Annotated in this window: 19 protein-coding genes; 7 read left to right on the top strand and 12 right to left on the bottom strand. The window is 71.4% G+C overall.

Annotated features, from left to right (window positions below; all coding sequences use genetic code 11):
• Nucleotides 1-21 precede the first annotated feature (21 nt).
• The 6 genes from ACLF6P_RS01770 to ACLF6P_RS01745 form a co-directional block, all read right to left on the bottom strand.
• Nucleotides 22-1272 carry a cytochrome P450 family protein gene (locus tag ACLF6P_RS01770; RefSeq protein ID WP_415947493.1) on the bottom strand — a complete coding sequence of 417 codons (1251 nt, stop codon included), beginning with the start codon at nucleotides 1270-1272 and terminating at the stop codon, nucleotides 22-24.
• 106 nt (nucleotides 1273-1378) lie between these two features.
• Nucleotides 1379-2827 (bottom strand): cytochrome P450, encoded by a 1449-nt coding sequence (locus ACLF6P_RS01765; RefSeq protein ID WP_415947491.1) that lies wholly within the window; start codon nucleotides 2825-2827, stop codon nucleotides 1379-1381.
• Nucleotides 2824-3384 (bottom strand): GTP-binding protein, encoded by a 561-nt coding sequence (locus ACLF6P_RS01760; protein ID WP_415947503.1) that lies wholly within the window; start codon nucleotides 3382-3384, stop codon nucleotides 2824-2826. The genes ACLF6P_RS01765 and ACLF6P_RS01760 overlap by 4 nt, the downstream gene beginning before the upstream one ends.
• A gap of 190 nt (nucleotides 3385-3574) precedes the next feature.
• Complete coding sequence (locus ACLF6P_RS01755) at nucleotides 3575-3931, bottom strand: DUF742 domain-containing protein (RefSeq protein WP_415947490.1); 357 nt, start codon at nucleotides 3929-3931, stop codon at nucleotides 3575-3577.
• Nucleotides 3928-4374: a roadblock/LC7 domain-containing protein gene (locus ACLF6P_RS01750; RefSeq protein ID WP_415947489.1), complete on the bottom strand. Its 447-nt coding sequence runs from the start codon at nucleotides 4372-4374 to the stop codon at nucleotides 3928-3930. The genes ACLF6P_RS01755 and ACLF6P_RS01750 overlap by 4 nt, the downstream gene beginning before the upstream one ends.
• Nucleotides 4371-6122: an ATP-binding protein gene (locus tag ACLF6P_RS01745; protein WP_415947488.1), complete on the bottom strand. Its 1752-nt coding sequence runs from the start codon at nucleotides 6120-6122 to the stop codon at nucleotides 4371-4373. Before ACLF6P_RS01745 ends, ACLF6P_RS01750 begins: the two co-directional genes overlap by 4 nt.
• A gap of 406 nt (nucleotides 6123-6528) precedes the next feature.
• Between ACLF6P_RS01745 and aspT (ACLF6P_RS01740) the strand changes: the two genes are divergently transcribed.
• From aspT (ACLF6P_RS01740) to ACLF6P_RS01715, 6 genes are all read left to right on the top strand, one after another.
• Nucleotides 6529-8214 (top strand): aspartate-alanine antiporter, encoded by a 1686-nt coding sequence (gene aspT / locus ACLF6P_RS01740; RefSeq protein ID WP_415947487.1) that lies wholly within the window; start codon nucleotides 6529-6531, stop codon nucleotides 8212-8214.
• Nucleotides 8211-9914, top strand: a complete 1704-nt coding sequence (gene aspT, locus ACLF6P_RS01735; protein ID WP_415947486.1) for an aspartate-alanine antiporter — start codon at nucleotides 8211-8213, stop codon at nucleotides 9912-9914. Before aspT (ACLF6P_RS01740) ends, aspT (ACLF6P_RS01735) begins: the two co-directional genes overlap by 4 nt.
• Before the next feature lie 120 nt (nucleotides 9915-10034).
• Nucleotides 10035-11684, top strand: coding sequence for a bifunctional aspartate transaminase/aspartate 4-decarboxylase (locus ACLF6P_RS01730; protein ID WP_415947485.1), 1650 nt, complete (start codon nucleotides 10035-10037; stop codon nucleotides 11682-11684).
• Between the two features lie 134 nt (nucleotides 11685-11818).
• Entirely contained in the window at nucleotides 11819-13336 is a 1518-nt protein-coding gene (locus tag ACLF6P_RS01725; RefSeq protein ID WP_415947484.1) for a DUF2252 domain-containing protein, read from the top strand.
• Between the two features lie 147 nt (nucleotides 13337-13483).
• Complete coding sequence (locus ACLF6P_RS01720) at nucleotides 13484-14320, top strand: J domain-containing protein (protein WP_415947483.1); 837 nt, start codon at nucleotides 13484-13486, stop codon at nucleotides 14318-14320.
• Nucleotides 14321-14401: 81 nt separating this feature from the next.
• Nucleotides 14402-14749, top strand: a complete 348-nt coding sequence (locus ACLF6P_RS01715; RefSeq protein WP_415947482.1) for a rhodanese-like domain-containing protein — start codon at nucleotides 14402-14404, stop codon at nucleotides 14747-14749.
• 109 nt (nucleotides 14750-14858) lie between these two features.
• Here ACLF6P_RS01715 and ACLF6P_RS01710 read toward each other — a convergent pair whose 3' ends face one another.
• The 6 genes from ACLF6P_RS01710 to paaA all read right to left on the bottom strand — a co-directional run bounded on the left by ACLF6P_RS01710 (nucleotide 14859) and on the right by paaA (nucleotide 19754).
• A complete protein-coding gene (locus ACLF6P_RS01710; protein WP_415947481.1) occupies nucleotides 14859-15992 on the bottom strand; it encodes an acyl-CoA dehydrogenase family protein in 1134 nt (377 codons plus the stop codon).
• Nucleotides 15993-16146: 154 nt separating this feature from the next.
• Nucleotides 16147-17223, bottom strand: a complete 1077-nt coding sequence (locus ACLF6P_RS01705) for a 2Fe-2S iron-sulfur cluster-binding protein (RefSeq protein WP_415947480.1) — start codon at nucleotides 17221-17223, stop codon at nucleotides 16147-16149.
• Nucleotides 17223-17759, bottom strand: a complete 537-nt coding sequence (gene paaD / locus ACLF6P_RS01700) for a 1,2-phenylacetyl-CoA epoxidase subunit PaaD (protein WP_415947479.1) — start codon at nucleotides 17757-17759, stop codon at nucleotides 17223-17225. The genes ACLF6P_RS01705 and paaD overlap by 1 nt, the downstream gene beginning before the upstream one ends.
• Nucleotides 17753-18493: a 1,2-phenylacetyl-CoA epoxidase subunit PaaC gene (paaC, locus tag ACLF6P_RS01695; RefSeq protein WP_415947478.1), complete on the bottom strand. Its 741-nt coding sequence runs from the start codon at nucleotides 18491-18493 to the stop codon at nucleotides 17753-17755. The genes paaD and paaC overlap by 7 nt, the downstream gene beginning before the upstream one ends.
• Nucleotides 18490-18774 (bottom strand): 1,2-phenylacetyl-CoA epoxidase subunit PaaB, encoded by a 285-nt coding sequence (paaB, locus tag ACLF6P_RS01690; protein ID WP_415947477.1) that lies wholly within the window; start codon nucleotides 18772-18774, stop codon nucleotides 18490-18492. The genes paaC and paaB overlap by 4 nt, the downstream gene beginning before the upstream one ends.
• Complete coding sequence (paaA, locus tag ACLF6P_RS01685; RefSeq protein ID WP_415947476.1) at nucleotides 18771-19754, bottom strand: 1,2-phenylacetyl-CoA epoxidase subunit PaaA; 984 nt, start codon at nucleotides 19752-19754, stop codon at nucleotides 18771-18773. Before paaA ends, paaB begins: the two co-directional genes overlap by 4 nt.
• A gap of 267 nt (nucleotides 19755-20021) precedes the next feature.
• Between paaA and ACLF6P_RS01680 the strand changes: the two genes are divergently transcribed.
• On the top strand, nucleotides 20022-20942 hold the full coding sequence (locus ACLF6P_RS01680; protein WP_415947475.1) for a DUF5819 family protein: 921 nt from the start codon (nucleotides 20022-20024) through the stop codon (nucleotides 20940-20942).
• Nucleotides 20943-20986: the final 44 nt, after the last annotated feature.

Genomic DNA, 20986 nt, shown 5'->3' with positions numbered 1-20986 from the left:
GGGGGCCCTGAGTGAGGGGCCCTACCCCAGCCGCACCGGCAGTCGCCGGACGCTGTTGCCGACGAACGAGGCGTGGCGGGGCAGTTCGGCGTTCGGGACGGCGAGATCGAGGCCGGGGAAGCGGGTGAAGAGCTGCTCCAGGGCGGTGGTGGCCTCCATCCGGGCCAGCGGCGCGCCCAGGCAGTAGTGGGCGCCGTGGCCGAGCGAGAGGTGCCGGTTGCCGCGCTCGCGGGTGAGGTCGAAGCGGTCGGCCTCGGGTCCGTGCGCCTTCGGATCGCGGCCCGCGGCCGAGTAGCCGGCCAGGACCGGGGTGCCCTGCGGGATGACCGTGCCGTCGACGCTGAGGTCGCGGGTGGGGTAGCGGAAGGGGAAGTAGCTGACCGGGGCGTCCCAGCGCAGCGTCTCCTCGACCACGTCCGCCCAGGAGGCCTTGCCCGAGGTGACGAGGGCGAGCTGCTCGCGGTGGGTGCACAGGGCGCGGACCGCGTTGGTGATCAGGTTCAGGGTGGTCTCGTGCCCGGCGATGATCATCAGCATCAGGGTGCCGAGCAGCTCGGGCGGGCTGAGCCGGTCGCCGTCGTCGTCACGGGCGGCGATCAGGGCGGAGGTGAGGTCGTCGCCGGGCTCGGCGGTGCGGGCGGCGGCGACCTGGCCGAGCACCTCGACCATCTCGCGGTTCGCGGCGAGGGTCTCGGCCGGGGTGATGTCGGTGGCGACGATCTGGTTGGACAGGTGGTGCAGGCGGTCGTGGTGCGCCTCGTCCACGCCGAGAAGTTCGCAGATGACGCTCATCGGGAGCGGCAGCGCGAAGTGGGTGCGCAGGTCCGCCACACCGTCCTCGGAGTCCTCGGCCGCGCGGGCGAGCCGATCGAGGAGACCGGCGGTCAGCTCCTCAATCCGCGGGCGCAGCGCCTCGATGCGGCGCGGCGTGAAGGCGCGGCTCATCAACGACCTGAGCCGCTTGTGATCGGCGCCGTCCGCAGTGGTCATGCCCTGCACGGTCGCGAAGGTCCTCAGCGGCCAGCCCTCGGGTATCTCACCGGCCTGCAGGGCGGCGAAGTGGGCCGCGTTCTTGGCGACATCGGGATGCGCGAGGAACTCCTTGAGCGCGTCATGCCCCAGGACCGCCATCCCCGCCACCTCGCCGGGCAGCACCACGGGGGCGACCGCGCCCTCGGCGAGCAGCCGGGCGTTGGCCGCGTGCGGGCAGCCGCCGGCCGGGTCGAGGCGGTGGGGGGCGGGGGTGGCGGTGTGCGGGGAATCCGTGGTCAACGGGGGCTCCTGAGGTGAGGTGGGCTCGTGGGTGGGGTGAGAGGCGGGCTCGTATGGGCTCGTGGGTGGGGTGAGAGGCGGGTGCGGAGGTGCGGAGGTGCTGGGTTCAGGGCTGCTCGGGTGCCGCGGTCGCGGAGGAGAAGCGGACCGGGAGGGCGGCCAGGCCGCGGCTCCACGGGGACTTGATCCACTGCAGTTCGTCCTCGGGGCAGGCCAGTTCGAGGTCGGGCAGCCGGTGGCGGAGGGTGTCGACGGCGGTACGGGTGATGAGCCGGGCCGGGTCCTGCGCCGGGCAGGTGTGTGGTCCGGCGCTGAACGCGAGGTGGGAGCGGTTGCCGGTCACCGGGCGGCCGGCCTCCGGGAGGATCTTCGGATCGGCGTTCGCGGCGGCGAGCCCCAGGATGAGCATGTCGCCCGTGCGGACGTGCCTGCCGCCGAAGGTCATGTCGCGGGTGGCGTAGCGGGCGGGGAAGTTCTGCGTGGGCGGGAACTTCCACAGCACCAGGTCGAGCGCGTCGTCCACGGTCATATGGCCGCCGGTGAACGAGGAGCGGAAGCCGGGGTCGCACAGCAGGATGCGCAGCGAGGTGGCGATCCAGTTGACGGTGGTCTGGTTGCCCGCCACGAACATGACGACGAGGTTGTGCAGGACCTCCTCGTCGGTGAGGCGGGCCGGGTGGTGCAGCAGCGCGGAGGTGATGTCGTTGCCGCGCTGCCGCCGCTTCTCCTCGATCAGCGCCATGAGGATGCCGCCCATCCGCTTGCTCGCCTCGGCGGAGGCGGCGGTCGCGGCGACGGTCTGCGCGATTGCCTCGACCAGCGCCTTTCCGGTCTGCCGGTCCACACCGAGCAGACCGGTGATGACCTGCATGGGCAGCAGCCGGGCGTAGTCGGCGACGAGGTCGGCCTCGCCGCGTGCGGTGAAGGCGGAGATCAGGCTTTCGGCGGTGTCGCGGACCTGGCGGCGCAGCTCGTGCCCGTTGATGCCGTCGAGGGCGTCGGACACGGCGGAGCGCATACGGCGGTGCTGTTGGCCGTCGGTGAACAGCAGCGCGGGACGCCAGCCGACCATGGGAAGCAGCGGCGAGTCTGCGGGCACCCGGCCCTCGCGCAGCAGGGTCCAGCGGCGCGGGTCGTGCGAGAAGTCCTGTTCCTCGCGGGTCAGTTGCAGCAGCTCGCGGTGGCCGAGCACCAGCCAGGCGCCGATGCCCGGCGCGATCGAGACCGGGGCCACCGGGCCGTAGGCGGCGCGGAGCCGCTCGTACAGGGCGGGGAGCATGTCGCCGTCGAGACCCGGGCCGTACAGGGCGGTCGCGCCCGTCGCCCGGTCGGCGGGGGCGCCGGTCACGGGGCAGGTGGGGGCGGGGCCCGGGGCGGCGAGCGCCTCCGTGGGCGGTGCGGCGGGGGTGCCTGTGGGGTGGTGCGGTGCGGCTGCCGGCGGGTGGGGCGCCCCGGTGGCCGGCGGGTGGGGCGACGATGCGGTCGGGTGGGGCGACGACGTGGCCGCCGGGTGAGGTTGCGGGGTGGTCCCGTTGACGTGCGGGGGTGTGGTCACCGGGGCTCCTCGGTGGTGTGGACGAGATGACCGATGAGGGCGATCAGCGCCTTGATGGACGACCTCGGATCACGGGCGTCGCAGGACACCAGCGGGGTCTCGGGCAGCAGGTCGAGTGCCGTGCGCAGCTCGTCGTCCGGGTAGCGGGGGCTCTGCGGGAAGACGTTCGCGGCGACCGCGAACGGCAGGCCCAGATCCTCGAGATGGCCGAGCGCGTCGAAGGATGCGGCCAGATCACGGGTGTCGACGAGGGCGAGCGCGCCGAGCGCGCCCTTGGCGAGATCGCGCCAGGCGGGCAGGAAACGCTGCTGGCCCGGGGTGCCGAACAGGTAGAGCACCAGGTCCTGGTCGATGGTGATCCGGCCGAAGTCCAGGGCGACGGTGGTCGTGGTCTTGCCGCGGTCCGCCGGGTGGTCCACACGGAGCGAGGCCTGCGACATCACGGCCTCGGTGGCCAGCGGCCGTATCTCGGAGACCGTGCCGATCAGCGTCGTCTTGCCGACGCCGAGCGGACCGACGATCAGGATCTTCGCGGCGCGGGCGACGCTGGAGGGCACGTACTTGCCGCCGACCGGATCGGAGCCGTACGGACCAGGGGCGTGCGGGGTGGAGTCGTACGCGGCAGGGGGTGCGGGCGGCGCGGCTGCTGCGGACTGCCCGGGTGCCCCAGGCGGCGTGGGCGTGGGCGTGGGCGTGGCGGGCGGCGTGGGCGTGGCGGGCCAGGGGCCGGAAGCCGGCGTCGGCCTCTCAGAGGCGGCTTTCGAGACCACGGAGGACCTTTCTGAGCATGGTCACATCGGCACGTTCGGCGGGGGCGATCGGCGGCCGGGTCACGACCAGACCCCACTGCCGCAGGTCGGAGAGCAGCACCTGCACGACCGAGGGCGGCTGCCCGATGTGGGCGGCCACCTCGGCAACGGACAGCAGACCCTGGCAGTGGCTCAGGATCGCCTGGTGCTCGGGCTGCATGGCGGCCGGGAACGGCGCGTCGGTCGCCATCACCAGGGACTCCCACGCGAGCGGTTCGCCCTCCGACTCGGCCCGCCCGCCGGTGATCACATACGGGCGGATCGGGGAGGTCCGCTCGACCGGCCCGTCGGTCATGACGAGCCGGCGGTCTGCTCCCGCGGCCGGCTGCTCAGCTGTTCGCCGATCTTCGCCACCAGGAGCTGCATCTGCTGGGCGACCAGGGCGACATCCGCCTCGGTGTCGGTGGCGACACCGAGCTGCGCGCCCACGCCCGCGTGGGTGAACAGGACGAAACCGAGGTCCGACTCGACCATGATCTGGCGCACCGCGGCCGACTCGCCGAAGACCAGCCCGGCCGTGGACCGTCCGGTCATGGTCAGCGCCGCGCTCGCCGCGGCCAGGGCCTCCGCCTCGGCGATGCTCAGATCGGCGACGGGGCCGCGCAGGTTCTCGGCGGAGGCGTGCCCGAGCCGCAGCCCGTCCTCCGAGACCACCACCGCATGCCGCACCCCCGGGATGGAGGTCAGTGGGCGCAGCATCCAGCCCAGATCGGGGAGTCGAGCGATGGTGCCGGTCACGGCTGGCCTCCGTCGGGGGAGTTGGGGGTACGGGATGGGGGTGGCGCACCGGTTGCGGGACCGTGGTCGGGTGCGGGTGCGGGTGCGGGTGTGCGGTGGTGGTCGGTGCCGGGTGCGTGGCCGTGGCCGTGGCCGTGGTCGCCGTCCCGGCTGCCGTGGTCGGCGGACGGCGCGGCGTCGTCGTACTGCCCGGTCACGGACCGGCCGCGCCGCGAGCCGGACAGCACGCTGGCGATGGAGGCCTTGGCGGCCTCGGGGGTCCAGGGCTGTGCGGCGGGTGCGGCGGGTGCGGTTCCGGCGGCCGGTGGGGCCGGTGCGCCGGACGGCGCGGGCGCGGGCAGGCGGAAGGACCCGGTGGTGGCACCAGCGGCGCGCCGGCTGCGGCGGCGGGGGAGGCCGGTGGGGGTGGTGGAAGCGGGTGCGGAGGCGGGGGCCGGTGCCTGCGGGCTCGGGGCGGATTCCCCGCTCCCCTCCGCAGGCGTGGCGCCCTGAGGTACGGGCGGGTGGTCCACCGAGGGAACCTCGTCCGCGCGCCGGTGCGGGACCGACGTGCGGGCGGTTGCCACCAGGCCCGTGGTGGCCGGCGAACCGGAGGTGGCCGCAAGGGCGTCCGCGGCCGTGCGGGCCTCCGGCTCGGGGCGGGACTCCGGCAGCGGGGGCAGTGGTTCCGTCAGGAGGCGGAACGGGATGAACGCGACCGCCCGCGTCCCCCCGTACGCCGAAGCCCCCGAGAGCTGCACGTCGAAGCCGAGTTCCCGCATCCAGCGGCCCACGCAGGCGAGTCCGAGGCGCGGCACCGCGCCCAGGCGCGCCAGGTCGACGTCGTCGCGGAGCTGCGCGGTGGCCCGGGCCAGCACATCCGGCGGCATGCCGAGCCCCGCGTCGTCGATCTCGATGACGGCACCGGCGCCCACCTCGCGTACCGACACGATGACGTTGGACGGCGAGGGCGAGAACACCGTGGCGTTCTCCAGGAGTTCGGCCAGTGTGTGCATCAGGCCCTCGACGGCGGGCGGCACCGCGTACAGCGTCTGCCCGCCGTGCACCTCGACCCGCGAGAACTCGACGATCCGCGACATCGCCCCGCGTACGCAGTCGTAGAGCGAGACGGGACGGGTCTCGCGGCGGGCGGGCCAGACCCCGCACATCACCAGGAGAGTCTGCGCCTTGCGGGTCATCTGCGCGGCGGCGTGGTCGGCCTTCATGACGTCGGTCATGAGCGCCGGGTTGTGGTCGATGGACCGCTCGACCTGGTCGAGCACCTGCTGTTGCACGGTGGCCATGGCGTGCATCGTCCGGGCCACGGACTCGAACGCCGCCTGCACCGAGTCGCGCAGCACCCGCTCGCGGCGTACCGCCTCGTCCGAGCCGAGCGCGGTGACGAGCGTGCCGAGTGACGCGGCGAATTCGGGGCCGGTCTCCTCGGGCGTGCGCAGCGCTCCGGGGACGCCGTCCAGGCCGCGGCCCGCGTTCACCCGCTCCCGGATGGCGGGCAGGCGCGCCGACACCAGGTGCGCGAGCTCCGCGTCCCGGGCCTGCAGCAGCCGGGCGAGGCGTTCGCGCTCGGCCCGTTCGGCCGTGAGATGCCGTGCGGCGAGCAGCACCCAGGCGAAGAGCAGGACGGCGGCCGCGGCGAGTCCCCCCGCGAGCGCCGGCTGCCAGTCCTGGTCCGCGGCGATGGCCCCGAGGCTCACCGCGCCCGCGGCGAGGAGCGCGAGACCCGTTCCGACCAGGGGGTGGCGGAGCACCGGCCTAATTGTCACGAGGAGTGAACCCTTCCCTGACACCGAACGCCCATACGACCGGAGCCCGACACTAGATCAACACGGTTCCCGCCAAACCTTGTTGGCCGAAGGGAGGCCGAAAATCGATGGTCGGATCCAGGCGGATGTGCTCGGAAATGGAACCGAACGTCCCGCATCCCGCGGCCTCTTCTCCGGTCGGCCTGACGTGAAATCGCCGCCCGCCCGGCACCCCGGCCGTGAGGGCATTCGAATCGCACCCGAATCGCACCCGGAACGCACTCGAACGGCACCCGAACGGCGCCGTCGCATCGCCGCCTTCCGTGCCCCCGCATATCTTCCGCATATGGGATATATGCCGCTCCGCGCCACTCCGGTGTGCGCCCGCACGCCGTACCAGCGCTGAGGTGCCATGGGCGTCATCAAGGACCATCCGGAATTCGCGCTCTTCATCTCGCTCGCCCTCGGCTACCTCGTGGGCAGGATCCGCGTCGGCCCCATCACCCTGGGCGGCATCTGCGGCACGCTGATCGTGTCCCTGCTGCTCGGGGCGTGGACGAAGGCCTCGGTCTCGGACGATGTGAAGACGGTGTTCTTCGCGCTGTTCATCTTCGCGCTCGGCTACATGGCGGGCCCGCAGTTCTTCGCGAACCTCAACCGCAGGAGCCTGCGCTTCTTCGCGCTCTGCGCCATCGAGGTCGTCTGCGTCCTCGGCATCGCGATCTCCCTCGCCAAGGCCTTCGACCTGGACGTGGGCACCGCCTCCGGCATCCTCGCGGGCGCCGCGACCGAATCCGCGGTCGTCGGCACGGCCACCGAGGCGATCGGCAAGCTCGACGGGCTCACCCCGGACCAGATCACCCAGTACCAGGGGCATGTGGCCACCGCGTACACCGTCTGCTACCTCTTCGGCCTGGTCACGATCGTCCTCTACACCAGTCAGATCATGCCCAGGCTGCTCCGGATCGATCTGCGTCAGGCCTCCCGCGAACTGTGGGAGCGGATGCGCGGCGGCTCCGCCTCCCTCGAAGCCGACGAGCGGCCCGCGCTGCCGGGGCTCGTCGGGCGTACATACCTGGTGACCGCCGCAGACGGCCGTACGGTCGGCGAACTCGAGCGGTCCATGAACGGCCGGATCACCGTCGAGCAGATCAAACGCGGCAGCAAGCTCCTCACGCCGGAGCCGGATCTCGCCCTCACGCTGTCGGACCTGGTCCTCGTCGTGGGCCGGCGGGGCAACGTCATCGAAGCCGGACGAGCCATCGGCATCGAGACACCCGGCGTGCCCGGCATCGACTCGCCGCTCGCGACCACGCAGGTCGCCGTCACCGAGAAGGCGACCCACGGCAAGAGCCTCGACCAGCTCCTGGCCGACCACCCGGAGTTCATCAGGGACGGTGTGTACATCACCGAGGTACTGCGCGGTGACCAGGTGATGCCGGCGAACGGTGACACCGTGGTGCACCGCGGTGACGTCCTGACCCTGACCGGAGCCCGCTCGGGCCTCGGCAGACTGACGGCGAAGATCGGTGCGGTCGTCAGGAACGACGCCACCGACTTCATCTATCTGGGGCTCGGCATCGCGGCGGGTTCACTGCTCGGCCAGCTCGTCGTCCGCTTCGGTGATGTGCCGATGTCGCTCGGTACCGGCGGCGGCTGCCTCGTCTCCGGGCTGCTCTTCGGCTGGTTCCGCTCCCGCAGGCAGACTTTCGGCGCGTTCCCGCCGCAGGCCGCGACCACCCTGAAGGACATGGGGCTCGCGGTCTTCATCGCCTGCACCGGCCTGGTCTCCGGGCCGCAGGCCTGGCCGCTGCTCAAGGAGTACGGGGCGCTGCTGCCGTTCGCCGGGATCGCGATGGTGCTCGTCCCCGCCACGATCTCGCTGTTCGTCGGCCGCAAGCTGCTGCGGATCGAGAGCCCGCTGCTCATCGGCGCCATCGCGGGCCAGCAGTGCTCCACGCCCGCGATCACCTCGGTCACCCAGACGGCACAGAGCTCCGTGCCGATGCTCGGCTACACGATCACGTACGCCCTCTCCAACTTCCTGCTGCCGCTGACCGGTCCGCTCCTTGTCGGGATCCTGGGGGCCCAGACGTGATCGATTTCCTCGACCGGAACATCTTCCAGCCCCACCCCGAGCTCCTGGTGTTCCTCACCGTGGCGATCGGCTTCCTCTTCGGGAAGCTGCGCTGGAAGGCGATCGCGCTCGGCGCGGTCACCGGCTGCCTGATCGTCGGGCTGCTGTTCGGCGCGCAGTTCGAGGTGACGATCGACGGGACCGTGAAGAACCTGTTCTTCACGATGTTCCTGTTCGCCCTCGGCTACCGGGTCGGACCGCAGTTCTTCCAGGGCCTGAAGAAGGACGGCATCCCGCAGGCCGTCAACGCCGTCGTGGTCTGCGTGACCGGCCTGCTGGTGTCCTGGCTGTTCGTCTGGATGCTCGGATACGGGCCGGGGCTGAGCGCCGGGCTCCTCGGCGGGGCGCTGACCCAGTCCGCGGTGATCGGTGTCGCACAGGACGCCATCGGCAGCCTGCCGGGCCTGTCCGCCGACCAGATCAAGGACGAGCAGAACTTCGTCGCCGTCGGCTACGCGGTCTGCTACCCGCTCGGCACCATCCTCTGCGCGATCCTGCTCGCCAACATCCTCCCCAGGCTCTACCGCAGGGACCTGGCCGCGGAATCCGCCCGGCTGGCCGCCGAACTGGACGTGCCCTCCGGCGACCCCGATCTCGGCGAGGGCTACTACGAGGTGGTGCTGCGCGCGTACACCGTGCGGCGGCCCGATGTGGTGGGCCGCACCGTGCAGGACTTCGAGGACCAGCAGAAGGCGCTGGGCCGCCGGATCTACCTCACCGGTGTGCGGCGCGGCGGCAAGGTGCTCGAACACGATCAGCAGCGGGTGCTCGCCGACGGCGACATCGTCGCGGTCAGCGCGCTGCGCGGGGATCTCGTCGGCTACGACGCGCGTACGCATATCGGTCCCGAGGCCGACGACGTGGAACTGCTCGGCTACCAGACCGAGACGCTGCACGTCATCGCGTCCGAGAAGGAGCAACTGGGCAAGAGCATCGCCGAGCTGCGCGGCGAGCCGTTCATGGTGGGCGTCTACATCGACAAGCTCTACCGCTCGGGGGCCGAGTTCCCGTACCGCCTCGCGACGAAGGTCGAACGCGGGGACACCCTGGTCCTCACCGGGCCCAGGCGCCTTGTCGACCCGGCGGCGACGGCGATCGGCAAGCCGGTGCCCACGTCGTTCGCGACCGACATGATCTGGGTCGGGCTCGGGATCTTCCTCGGCGGCTGCATCGGGATCCCCGCGCTGACCGCGGGCGGTGTGCCGATCTCCCTGTCCACCTCGGGCGGCGCGCTGATCATGGGCCTGGTCTTCGGATGGATCCGCGGCAAGTACCCGACCTTCGGCAACGTACCGCCGGGCGCACAGTGGTTCATGGACACGCTCGGGCTCTGTCTGTTCGTCGCCGTCGTCGGCCTGAACGCCGGGCCGAGCTTCACCTCCGGGCTGTCCAGCGCCGGCTGGGGGCTGCTGCTGTGGGGCGCGGTCGCGACGGTGGTGCCGCTGCTCGTCGGGTTCCTGGTCGGCCACCACATCCAGAAGATCCGCTTCCCGATCCTGATGGGCGTCCTGGCGGGCGGCCAGACCACCACGGCCGCGATCGGGGCGATCAACGAACAGTCCCGGTCACAGGTTCCGACGCTCGGCTACACCGTCCCGTACGCCATCGGGAACGTGCTCCTGACCATTTGGGGCGCCGTCATCGTTCTGCTGCACCACTGATCACTCCGGTTTCACCACTGGTCCCCTGCCATCGCCGTCTCACCAACGGTCCTCCGCCATCGCCGGTTTCACCACTGGTCACCCCGCAGTCGCCGGCCCCGCATCCGACAAGGAGTCGTCATGCCGAAGAGAACCCTCACCCGCGAACAGATCAGTAAGTACGCGCAGCTGTCCCCGTTCGAGCTGAAGAACGTCTTCATCGAGCTCGCCCAGCAGGTTCAGGACGGACCGTCCGGGCACCGGGGCAAGTCCTCCGTGCAGATGCTCAACGCCGGGCGCGGCAACCCGAACTGGGTGGCCACCGGGCCGCGCGAAGCCTTCCACGCGCTCGGCTACTTCGCCCTCCACGAGTCGCGCCGCGTGTGGACCGCGGACAACCTCGGCGGGATGCCCGAGAAGGCGGGCGCAGGAGACCGGTTCGACGCCTTCGTGCGCAAGCACCGCGACCTCGACGGGGTCGAGCTGCTGCAGAAGTGTGTGGAGCACGCCCTCGACCGGTTCGGCTTCGACAAGGACGCCTTCGTGCACGAGCTCGCCGACTGCTCGATCGGCGACAACTATCCGGTGCCCGACCGGATCATGCCGCACGCCGAGAAGGTCATCCAGGGGTATCTCGCCGACGAGATGTTCGACAAGCGGCCGCCGGCCGGCAACCTTTCGCTCTTCGCGACCGAGGGCGGCACCGCCGCCATGTGCTACATCTTCGATTCCCTGATGAAGAACGGGCTGCTCCGGAAGGGCGACAAGATCGCGCTCATGGTGCCGGTCTTCACCCCGTATCTGGAGATCCCCGAACTCGACACCTACGAATTCGATGTGACGCTGATCGAGGCGAGCATGTTCGCCGAGCAGGGTGTACGGGAATGGCGCTACCCCACCGAGGAGGTCGCCAAGCTCGCGGACCCGGAGATCAGACTGCTCTGCCTGGTCAACCCCTCCAACCCGCCGTCCCTCGCGCTGAGCCGGCGGGTCGTGGAGCAGATCACGGACATCGTCGCGACGAAGAACCCGAACCTCGTCATCGTCACGGACGATGTCTACGGCACCTTCGTCGAGGGCTTCCGGTCCATCGCCGCCGACCTGCCCCGCAACACCCTCCTCGTGTACTCCTACTCCAAGCACTACGGGTGCACCGGCTGGCGCATCGGCGTCATCGGCCTGAACGACGACAACGTGCTCGACGAACAGATCGCCGCCTTCCCGCAGGAGCAGAAGGAGCGGCTCGACAAGCGCTACGGGTCGCTCACACTGGAGCCCGGGAAGATCAAGTTCATCGACCGGCTGGTCGCGGACTCCCGGCAGGTCGCGCTCAACCACACGGCCGGACTCTCGCTGCCGCAGCAGGTGATGATCTCGCTGTTCTCGCTGTTCGACATGCTCGACGAGGGCCAGGCCTACAAACTCAGGCTGCGCGAGATCGTGCGGCAGCGGCTCGATCTGCTGCTGGAAGGCGCCCGGATGAAGATCGCCGACGACGCGCAGCGAGCGGGCTACTACATCGAGCTGGATCTGCTCGCGGAGGCGGAGCGGGAGCACGGCCAGGAGTTCGCGGCGTTCCTGCAGAAGAACTACGAGCCCGTCGACCCGCTGTTCCGGCTCGCGGAGCAGACCGGGGTGGTGCTGCTCAACGGCGGCGGCTTCGACGGGCCCGAGTGGTCGGTACGGGCTTCGCTCGCCAACCTCGACGATCTCGACTACCTGAAGATCGGCCACCACCTCCGGGCGATCTTCGATGACTATGTAGCGGAGTGGCGGGCCTCGAAGGGGTGAGCGCGGGGCGCCGTACGTGGGTCGGGGCCTGTGGAGTTGTCCACAGGCCCTGACGGCCTTCGCCGCTCGGGCGTACGGTCTGGGCAGTCGATGTCCGCGTACGGCGGACCTGGGACAGCGGGGAGGGGTCCGTCGTGACCGAGACGGAGACACGCGCCTCCACACGTGCGCAGGCAGGCACGGGTGCGCGTGCGGAGGCAGGCGCGGGTGCGCGTGCGGAGGCAGGCGCGGGTGCGCGTGCGGAGGCAGGCACGGAGGCACGGAGGTGCGCGCGGATTCCGCGGGTGCCCGGCTTTGCGCAGTGGCCGTCCGCCGACTCGCCGAAGCGCCAGGGCAAGGCGCTGCGCGAGCAGATCCCGAGAGCCGAGCACGCCGGGTTCGCCCCGGCACCGGGCCGGCCCGACGCGCTCACGGCCGTCGAGGAGTCGAGCGCGGGCCGCATCCCCGCGCTGACCCCGCTGCGGGTGGGCCGGATGGCCGCGAACCCGTTCGCGTTCCTGCGCGGCTCGGCCGGGCTCATGGCGTACGACCTGGCGCGCACCCCGGTCACGGGCATCGCCACCCAGATCTGCGGTGACGCTCACGCGGGCAACTTCGGACTCTACGGCGATGCCCGTGGCGGCCTCGTCATCGACCTCAACGACTTCGACGAGACCGTCATGGGCCCCTGGGAATGGGACCTGAAGCGGCTCGCCACCTCGCTCGTGGTCGCCGGGCGCGTGGCGGGCGTGCCCGAGGCCACCTGCCGTGAGGCGGCGGCCGACGCGGCGGGGGCGTACCGGCACACGATGCGGTTCCTTGCCAAGCTCCCGGCGCTCGACGCCTGGAACGCCATAGCCGACGAGGAACTCGTCTCGCACACCGACGCCCACGACCTGCTCGGCACCCTGGAGCGGGTCGCGGCCAAGGCCCGCCGTAACACGAGCGGGCGCTTCGCGGCCAAGTCCACCGAGGCACTGGAGGACGGCAGCCGGCGCTTCGTCGACGCGCAGCCGGTGCTGCGTCGGGTGCCGGACGCCGAGGCGGCGGCGGTGGCGGCCTCGCTCGAGGAGTACGCCGCGAGCCTCGGCGAGGACCGGCTGCCGCTGCTCGCCCGACATGCGATCCAGGACGTGGCCTTCCGCGTGGTCGGCACGGGCTCGGTCGGCACCCGCTCGTATGTCGTGCTGCTCCAGGACCACCGGGGCGAGCCGCTGATCCTGCAGGTCAAGGAGGCCCGGCCCTCGGTTCTCATCCCGCATCTGCCGGTGGCGGGCTTCAAGACCCCCGAGGTGGACCACGAGGGCCGTCGTGTCGTGCTGGGACAGAAGGGGATGCAGGTCGTCAGCGACATCCTGCTCGGCTGGACCACAGTCGAGGGCCGCCCGTTCCAGGTACGCCAGTTCCGCAACCGCAAGGGCAGCGTCGACCCCGCCGAGCTCACCGACGGCCAGCTGGACGACTACGCCCGCATGACGGGCGCCCTCCTGGCCCGCGCGCACGCCCACGGCGCGGACCCCCGCCTGATAGCCGGCTACTGCGGCAAGACGGACGAACTCGACGAAGCGGTCGCCGCATTCGCCGGCGCCTATGCAAACCGCACGGAGGCGGACCACGCGGTCCTGGCGGCGGCGGTGCGGGAGGGGCGGATCGCGGCGGAGGTGGGGGTATGACGGGGTGACTGCCGGGGCTCGGTCCGTCCGGTCGCTCGGTCCGTCGGGTCGCTCGGGTCGCTCGGTCCGCCCGGCCGCAGTCGCCGGACCACTCGGCGCGGTGCCGCGCCGCGGCGGCACAGACGGCTCGTGGCCTAGGCTGGGTGGGTGACGACCCCGGATGCTGCCGAACCCACGCCTTCCTCGCCCGATGACGCGCCGGAGCGGCCCGAGGCGCGGCTCGAGCGGGCCGTGCGGGCCGCTGAGCAGGCGCTGATCGAGTTCGAGATCGCCGTCGAGACGTTCCGGGTTGAGGTGGAGAACTTCTCCCGGCTGCATCACCAGAAGCTCGGGCCCATGTACGCGCGGCTCGAAGAGCTCGACGCGCAGATCGCCGAGGCGAAGGCCGCGCGGAGCGGGGACCCGGAGGATCTGCGGCGGGCGCAGGAGCTGCGGGCCCAGGTGCTGCCGATGCCCGAGGTCTCCGAGCTGTTCAACGACTGGATCGACACCGACGGCCTCTCCCCCGAGGCCGCCGCGATGCTCAACGAGCAGTCGGTGCGCCCGCCGGAGCGGGTGCGCCCCAGCGACGAGGCCCGCAAGCTCTACCGCGACCTCGCCCGCAAGGCCCACCCGGACCTCGCCCAGGACGAGAAGGAACGCACCCGGCGCGACGAGTTCATCTCACGCGTCAACGCCGCCTACGCCCGCGGTGACGAGGCACTCCTGCGTGAGCTTGCCGAGGAGTGGGCGGCCGGTCCCGTACCGCCTTCGCAGCAGCCGAGCGAGAGCGAGGAGCTGTATGCCCGCCTGGAGTGGCTGGCGCAGCGCAAGGAGATGCTCTCCGCGATCGCGCGTGAGCTGGAGGAGGGCCCGATCGGGTCGATGCTGCGGATGGCACCGGATGATCCGGACCGTCTCCTGGAGCAGATCGCCGATCAGCTGCTCGCCCAGGTCGGCGAGCGCGAGACGGAGCTGGCGGGGCTGAGCCAGCAGCCTGGGTGAGGCGAGCCGCCCAGGTGGGGGACCGCCCGGTGGGGGACCGTCCGGCGGGAGACCGTGGTGCGGTCCGGTAGCGTCGAGGGCATGGTTCTTGGTTCTGGTGTGCCCACCGTCGGCGTCGACTCCCTCTCCGGGAGTGACTTCCTGCTCGACGTCCGTGAGGACGACGAGTGGCAGGCGGGACATGCGGCGCACGCACTGCACATCCCCATGAGTGAGTTCGTCGCCCGCTACGGCGAGCTGACCGAGGCGGCCCCGCAGGATGCCCGGGTCAACGTCATCTGCCGCTCCGGCGGACGCTCGGCGCAGGTCACGATGTATCTGGTCCAGCAGGGCATCGACGCCGTGAACGTGGACGGCGGCATGCAGGCCTGGCACGCGGCGGGCCGCCAGGTCGTCGACGAGAAGGGGCAGCCGGGCTCCGTCATCTGACGAGTCCGGGGGCCGGGGAGCACGGCGGGCACTGGAGTCCGGGGAGCACGGGAGCCCCGGGCGGCATGGGTGGCCCGGACGGCATGGGTGGCCGGGACGGCGCCCGTGCTCAGCCCAGCATGTGCGCCGCGAGCAGTTCGCCCAGCTTCTCCTCGTGTGCCGCGGCCGGTCCGAGCGACAGCTCGAGCTGCTTGGCCCAGGCGTGGTAGCGGTGCAGCGGATAGTCCGTATCGGCGCCGAAGCCGCCGTGCAGATGCTGTGCGGTCTGGACGACCCGGCGCACGCCCTCCGAGGCCCAGATCTTCGCCACGGCGATATCGCCGTCGACGGGCAGGCTGCCCCCCGCTCCGGAGGCGATCCGCCAGGCCGCCTGCCAGAGCGTGACCTCCATGGCCCGCAGATCGATATAGCGGTCCGCGGCCTGCACGGCCACCGCCTGGAACGTGGCCACCGGGTGGCCGAACTGCTCCCGCTTGCCCGTGTATTCGCCGGTCATCCTGAGCACGCCCTCACCGAGCCCGAGCGCCAGCGCACAAGTGCCGGTGGCGAGCAGCTGCCGCAGCGATTCCCAGGCGGCGCCGTCGTCGATGACGTCGGCGGCGGGGATCCGTACGGCGTCGAGGCGGAGCTCGGCATGGCGCTCGCCGGACGTGGAGTACTGCTCGGCGTACCTGACCCCCTCCTGCGCACGGGGCACGAACGCGAGGACGGAGCGGCCCTCGGCGGTGTGCGCGGGGACCACCGTGTAGTCGGCGCTCTGCGCCCACGGCACCCCTGTCTGCACACCGTCGAACACCCAGTCGGTGCCGTCGGCACGGGCGGAGACAGCGAGTTCGGCCCCGTCGTGGCCGGTGCGGCCGTTGGCGGCGACGGTCAGGACGACGCTCCCGCGGGCCACATCCGGCAGGATCTTCTCCCTGGCCTCGATACCTCCGTACTTCTGCAGTGTCTTGGCGGCCGCGCTGGATTCGAGCAGCGGCACCCGTGCGAGCACCTTCGCGGACTCGCGCAGGACCAGGCAGAGCGCGATGGCGTCGAGCCCGGCGCCGTCATACGTCTCGGAGAGCAGCAGGCTCAGCAGATCCGCATCCGCCAGCTTCGCCCACAGCGCACGGTCGAAGTCCTCCGCGACCGCGGTCGCGGTGAGGGCCGGGCTCGGCACCGCGTCCAGGTCCACCCCGGCGAAGACGGCCTTGGCCGCCTCGACGGCCGCCTGCTGCTCTTCGGTGAAGTCGAAGTCCACGCCTGTCCTCCCGTGCGCCGGCTCTGAACGACGGCGCCCGGGAACGTGGACCCCGTCAACTGACGGAGCGTCAAGATAGAACAGGTTCTAGCGGATTGGAATGCCGAAGCCCACGGAACCCCGGTCTCACCCACGGAACGGCAGAACCCCGGACTCAGCGGTCGAAGTCCAGCTCCACCTGCTCCGTGGCCGGATGGGACTGGCAGGCCAGCACATACCCGGCCTCCGTCTCCTCCGGCTCCAGCGCGAAGTTGCGGTCCATCCGCACCTCACCCGAGACGAGGAAAGCCCGGCAGGTGCCGCACACACCGCCCTTGCAGGCGTACGGGGCATCCGGACGGTTGCGCAGCACGGTCTCCAGAAGCGATTCCCCGTCCTGCACCGGCCAGCTCCCCGCCCGCCCGTCGAGCTGTGCCGTCACCGTGCTGTGCGCGGGCGTCGGCAGGGAACTCACCGGCGCCGGAGCGGCGTCCACATGGAAGATCTCCTCATGGATCCGCGCCCGCCGCACACCGAGCCCGCGCAGCGCACGCTCCGCGCCCTGCACAAGGCCGAACGGCCCGCACAGGAACCATCCGTCGATCTCCCCGACCGGCAGCAGCGCGGGCAGCAGCCCGGTCAGCCGCTCCTCGTCGAGCCGCCCGGACGGCAGCCCCGCCTGCTGCTCCTCCCGCGACAACACGGTGACCAGCTGGAACCGCTGCGGATAACGGTCCTTGAGATCGGCGACCTCCTCCAGGAACATCGTCGAGGCGGCGCTGCGGTCGCTGCGTATCAGACAGAACCGGGCCTCCGGCTCGCGCGCGAGGAGCGTGGAAGCGATGGACAGCACCGGGGTGATCCCGCTGCCGCCGACGACCGCCGCGAAGTGCCCGGGCCGCGGTTCCAGGATGAACCGGCCCGCGGGCGTCATCACTTCGAGCTCATCGCCGACGGCGAGCTCCTTGTGCGCATACGGGGAGAACTCGCCGCCCTCGACCAGCCGCACCCCGACCCGCACCTCGGCGGGCCCGCTCGTACCGAGCGCGGGCGAGCACACCGAGTACGTACGGCGGATCTCGGCGCCGTCCTCCGCGTACCGTCTGATCGCCAGGTGCTGGCCCGGTGCGAAGCGGTACTCCTCGCGGAGCTCGGGCGGCACCGCGAACGTCAGGGCGACGGAGTCGTCCGTGAGCCGGTCGACCGCGGTCACCCACAGACGGTGGAAACGGGAGGTGGCAGCCGCTCCCATCACAACTCCTTGAAGTGGTCGAAGGGTTCACGGCAGCTGACGCAGCGCCGCAGCGCCTTGCAGGCCGTGGACGAGAAGCGGCTCAGCAGCTCCGTCTCCGTGGAGCCGCAGTGCGGGCAGCGCACGGCGAGACTCAGCGGTATCGGACCGCCGCCGGCCGGCTGGGAACGCGGCGGGGCGATCCCGGACTCGGCGAGCTTGCGCCGGCCCTCCGCGGTGATGTCGTCGGTGGACCAGGCCGGGGCCAGGACCGCTTCCACGGTCACCTCGGCGAGACCCTCCGCGCGCAGGGCCCGCTCTATGTCCGCGGACATCGCCTCGACGGCCGGGCAGCCCGTATAGGTGGGGGTGATCTCGACCCGTACCCGCCCCGGCGCCTGCATCCGGACATCGCGCAGGATGCCCAGGTCGAGCAGGCTCACCATGGGCAGCTCGGGATCGGGCACCGCGCCCGCCAGCTCCCACAGCCGCTGCTCGGCGGCGGTGAGCTGTCGCTGCGGTTTGGCTGTCGTGTGCTCCCGTTCGGCGGTCACCATGTCGCCCCCGGGTGGCTGCGGTGCAGATGCTGCATCTCGGCGAGTATCCGCCCGAACGGCTCGGTGTGCAGGCCTTCGCGCCCCGCACCCGCCGTCCACGCACCGGTCCGCGGGCCCTCGGGCACGGTCAGGGTGGCACGTTCGATCACCGCGGTGACGGAGGCCAGCCAGCGCGCCTCCAGCCCCTGCGCATCGACGTTCAGGCCCTCGACCGGGCGGAACATCTCGCCGGTGAACCGCCACAGCGCATCGAGCCCGCGCTGCATCCGCTCCCGGCTCTCCTCGGTTCCGTCGCCGAGCCGCAGGGTCCACTGCTCGGCATGGTCCTGGTGGTACGCGACCTCCTTGACCGCCTTCACGGCCAGCGGTCCGAACACCTCGTCGTCCGTCAACGCCTCGTAGAGGAAACGCTGGTGGGTGGAGAAGAGGAGCTGGCGGGCGATGGTGTGGGCGAAGTCGCCGTTCGGCTGCTCGACGAGCTGGAGGTTGGTGAAGGCCCGCTCCTCCCGCAGGTAGGCGAGCTCGTCCTCGTCGCCCGCCATCGAGAGCAGGACGCGGGCCTGGCCGAGCAGGTCGAGCGCGATATTGGCGAGCGCGACCTCCTCCTCCAGGACGGGCGCATGGCCCGCCCACTCGGCGAGGCGGTGCGAGAGCACCAGAGCATCGTCACCGAGCGCGAGCACGGCGGTGGTGGGCACGGCGGGAGTGGCCGCGGTGGGGGCGGGCGTGGTCACAGGTGCTTCACCCCGTCCGGGATCTCGTAGAACGTCGGGTGCCGGTACGGCTTGTCGGCGGCCGGTTCGAAGAACGGGTCCTTCTCGTCCGGAGAGGAAGCGGTGATCTCGGTGGCCGGTACCACCCAGATCGAGACACCCTCGCTGCGCCGCGTGTACAGATCGCGTGCGTTGCGCAGCGCCATCTCCGCATCCGGTGCGTGCAGGCTGCCGGCATGGGTGTGCGAGAGCCCGCGCCGCGAGCGCACGAACACCTCCCACAAAGGCCAGTCCCCGCTCATGCCGTCGCCTCCTGCTCCGTCGTACGTGCTGCGTGCTTCGCGGCGTGTGCGGCCGCCGCCTCCCGTACCCAGGCACCCTCGTCATGGGCCCTGCGGCGCTGGGTGATCCGCTGCTCATTGCAGGGGCCGTTGCCCTTGAGGACATCCCAGAACTCGGTCCAGTCGATGGCCCCGAAGTCGTGCTGCCCCCGCTCCTCGTTCCACCTCAGGTCCGGATCGGGGAGGGTGAGGCCGAGCGCCTCCGCCTGCGGGACGCAGATGTCGACGAAGCGCTGGCGCAGCTCGTCGTTGGAGTGCCGCTTGATCTTCCAGGCCATGGACTGCTCCGAGTGCGAGGACTCGTCGTCCGGCGGGCCGAACATCATCAGCGAGGGCCACCACCAGCGGTCCACCGCGTCCTGCGCCATCGCGTGCTGTGCCTCGGTGCCGCGGCTCAGGGTGAGGAGGAGCTCGTATCCCTGGCGCTGGTGGAAGGACTCCTCCTTGCAGATCCGCACCATCGCGCGGGCGTACGGCCCGTAGGAACAGCGGCAGAGCGGCACCTGGTTGGTGATCGCCGCGCCGTCCACGAGCCAGCCGATCGCGCCGACGTCGGCCCAGGTCAGAGTGGGGTAGTTGAAGATCGAGGAGTACTTCTGGCGGCCCGCGTGCAGTTTGTCGAGGAGCTCCTCGCGGCCGGTGCCGAGGGTTTCGGCCGCGCTGTAGAGGTAGAGGCCGTGGCCCGCCTCGTCCTGCACCTTGGCCATCAGGATCGCCTTGCGGCGCAGCGAGGGGGCGCGGGTGATCCAGTTGGCCTCGGGCTGCATGCCGATGATCTCGGAGTGCGCGTGCTGGGCGATCTGGCGCACGAGAGTGGCCCGGTAGGCATCGGGCATCCAGTCCCGCGGCTCGATGCGCTCGTCCGCGGCCACGGCCGCGTCGAACGCCGCTGTGCGGGTGGCGTCCTGCGCCGCCTGTCCCGCGTCTGTCACCGTCGCCATGCCCGGCCCCCTTGCCTCGGCGCTCGATCACTCCGGTCGCCTTCCGCGGCGGCCGCGCTTGCCCTGATCAATCTACCGACCGATCGTTCGGTTCGCTTGGTTTCCATGGTGGGACCGGCGCCCGTAGGGTGTCAAGCCTGTGGATAACGAGGCTGTGGATAAGTCACGACGGCTGTGCGTGGCCACCGCCGCTGAGTACCGTTCCGACCCGTAGCGGCAGAGGTGGCGGCTCGGACGGCGGCAGCGGCGGATGGGGATCGGGGCGGAATGGACGCGGACGAAGGCGGAATGGACGCGGGCGAAGAGGGTGCGGATGCGGGTGCGACGCGGCCGGCGTTGTCAGTGGGGACCGATAGCCTGAAAGGGGCTCGGCCCCCGGGAGGGAGGGGACTGTCCGGGGATCTGGATGGGGACCAGGACGGGAAGGCCCCCGCCGAGCACCCCGCCCCCGCCCCCGCCCCGGTCGCCGACCTCGACCCCGTCCCGGCCGGCCCCACCGGGACCGATCTCGGGACCACTCCGGCCACACCCACCACACCCACCACCCGCGCCACGGGACTCACCGCCCTGACCCTCCCCTATCAGCTGGCCGCCGCCCTGGTCCTCGCCCTGGTCGCCGTCTTCGGCGCCGTGCACCTCGGCATGGTGTTCCTGCATGTGGCCCCGTCGAACACCGCCTCCAAGGAGTACGGAGAGGCGATCGACGGCTGGATGTACCCGGAGTTCGAGCAGAACTGGAAGCTGTTCGCCCCCAACCCGCTGCAGCAGAACGTCGCCGTCCATGCCCGCGCCCAGGTGCGCTCCGAGGGCGGGAAGCTGCGCGAGACCGGCTGGATCAACCTCTCGGCGCAGGACGGCGCCGCCATCAGGCACAACATCGTGCCGAGCCACAGCCAGCAGAACGAACTGCGCCGGGCCTGGGACTTCTTCGTCGGCTCGCACACCGGCGAGAACGTCTCCACGGGCCTGCGCGGCGACCTCTCCGAGCGCTATCTGCGCCGGATCGCCGTCCTCCGCTTCGAGCGTGCACAGATCGAGGGGACCGTCGAGCGCATCCAGCTGCGCTCGGTTACGACCGTCGTCCAGCCGCCTCAGTGGAGTGACGAGAAGGTCGATTCGGAGCCGTCCCGGCGCGTACTGCCCTGGTGGACGATCACGTCCCGCGACCGCGAGGTGAGCGCCCGATGAGCCCCATGCGGCCCGCGCCCCGCCCAGCACCCCAGCCCACCGGC

The sequence above is a fragment of the Streptomyces lothianensis genome (assembly GCF_047779955.1).
Classification (GTDB): domain Bacteria; phylum Actinomycetota; class Actinomycetes; order Streptomycetales; family Streptomycetaceae; genus Streptomyces.
Note: the sequence above shows the minus strand (reverse complement) of the source record. Positions and strands in the feature narration are given on the sequence as shown.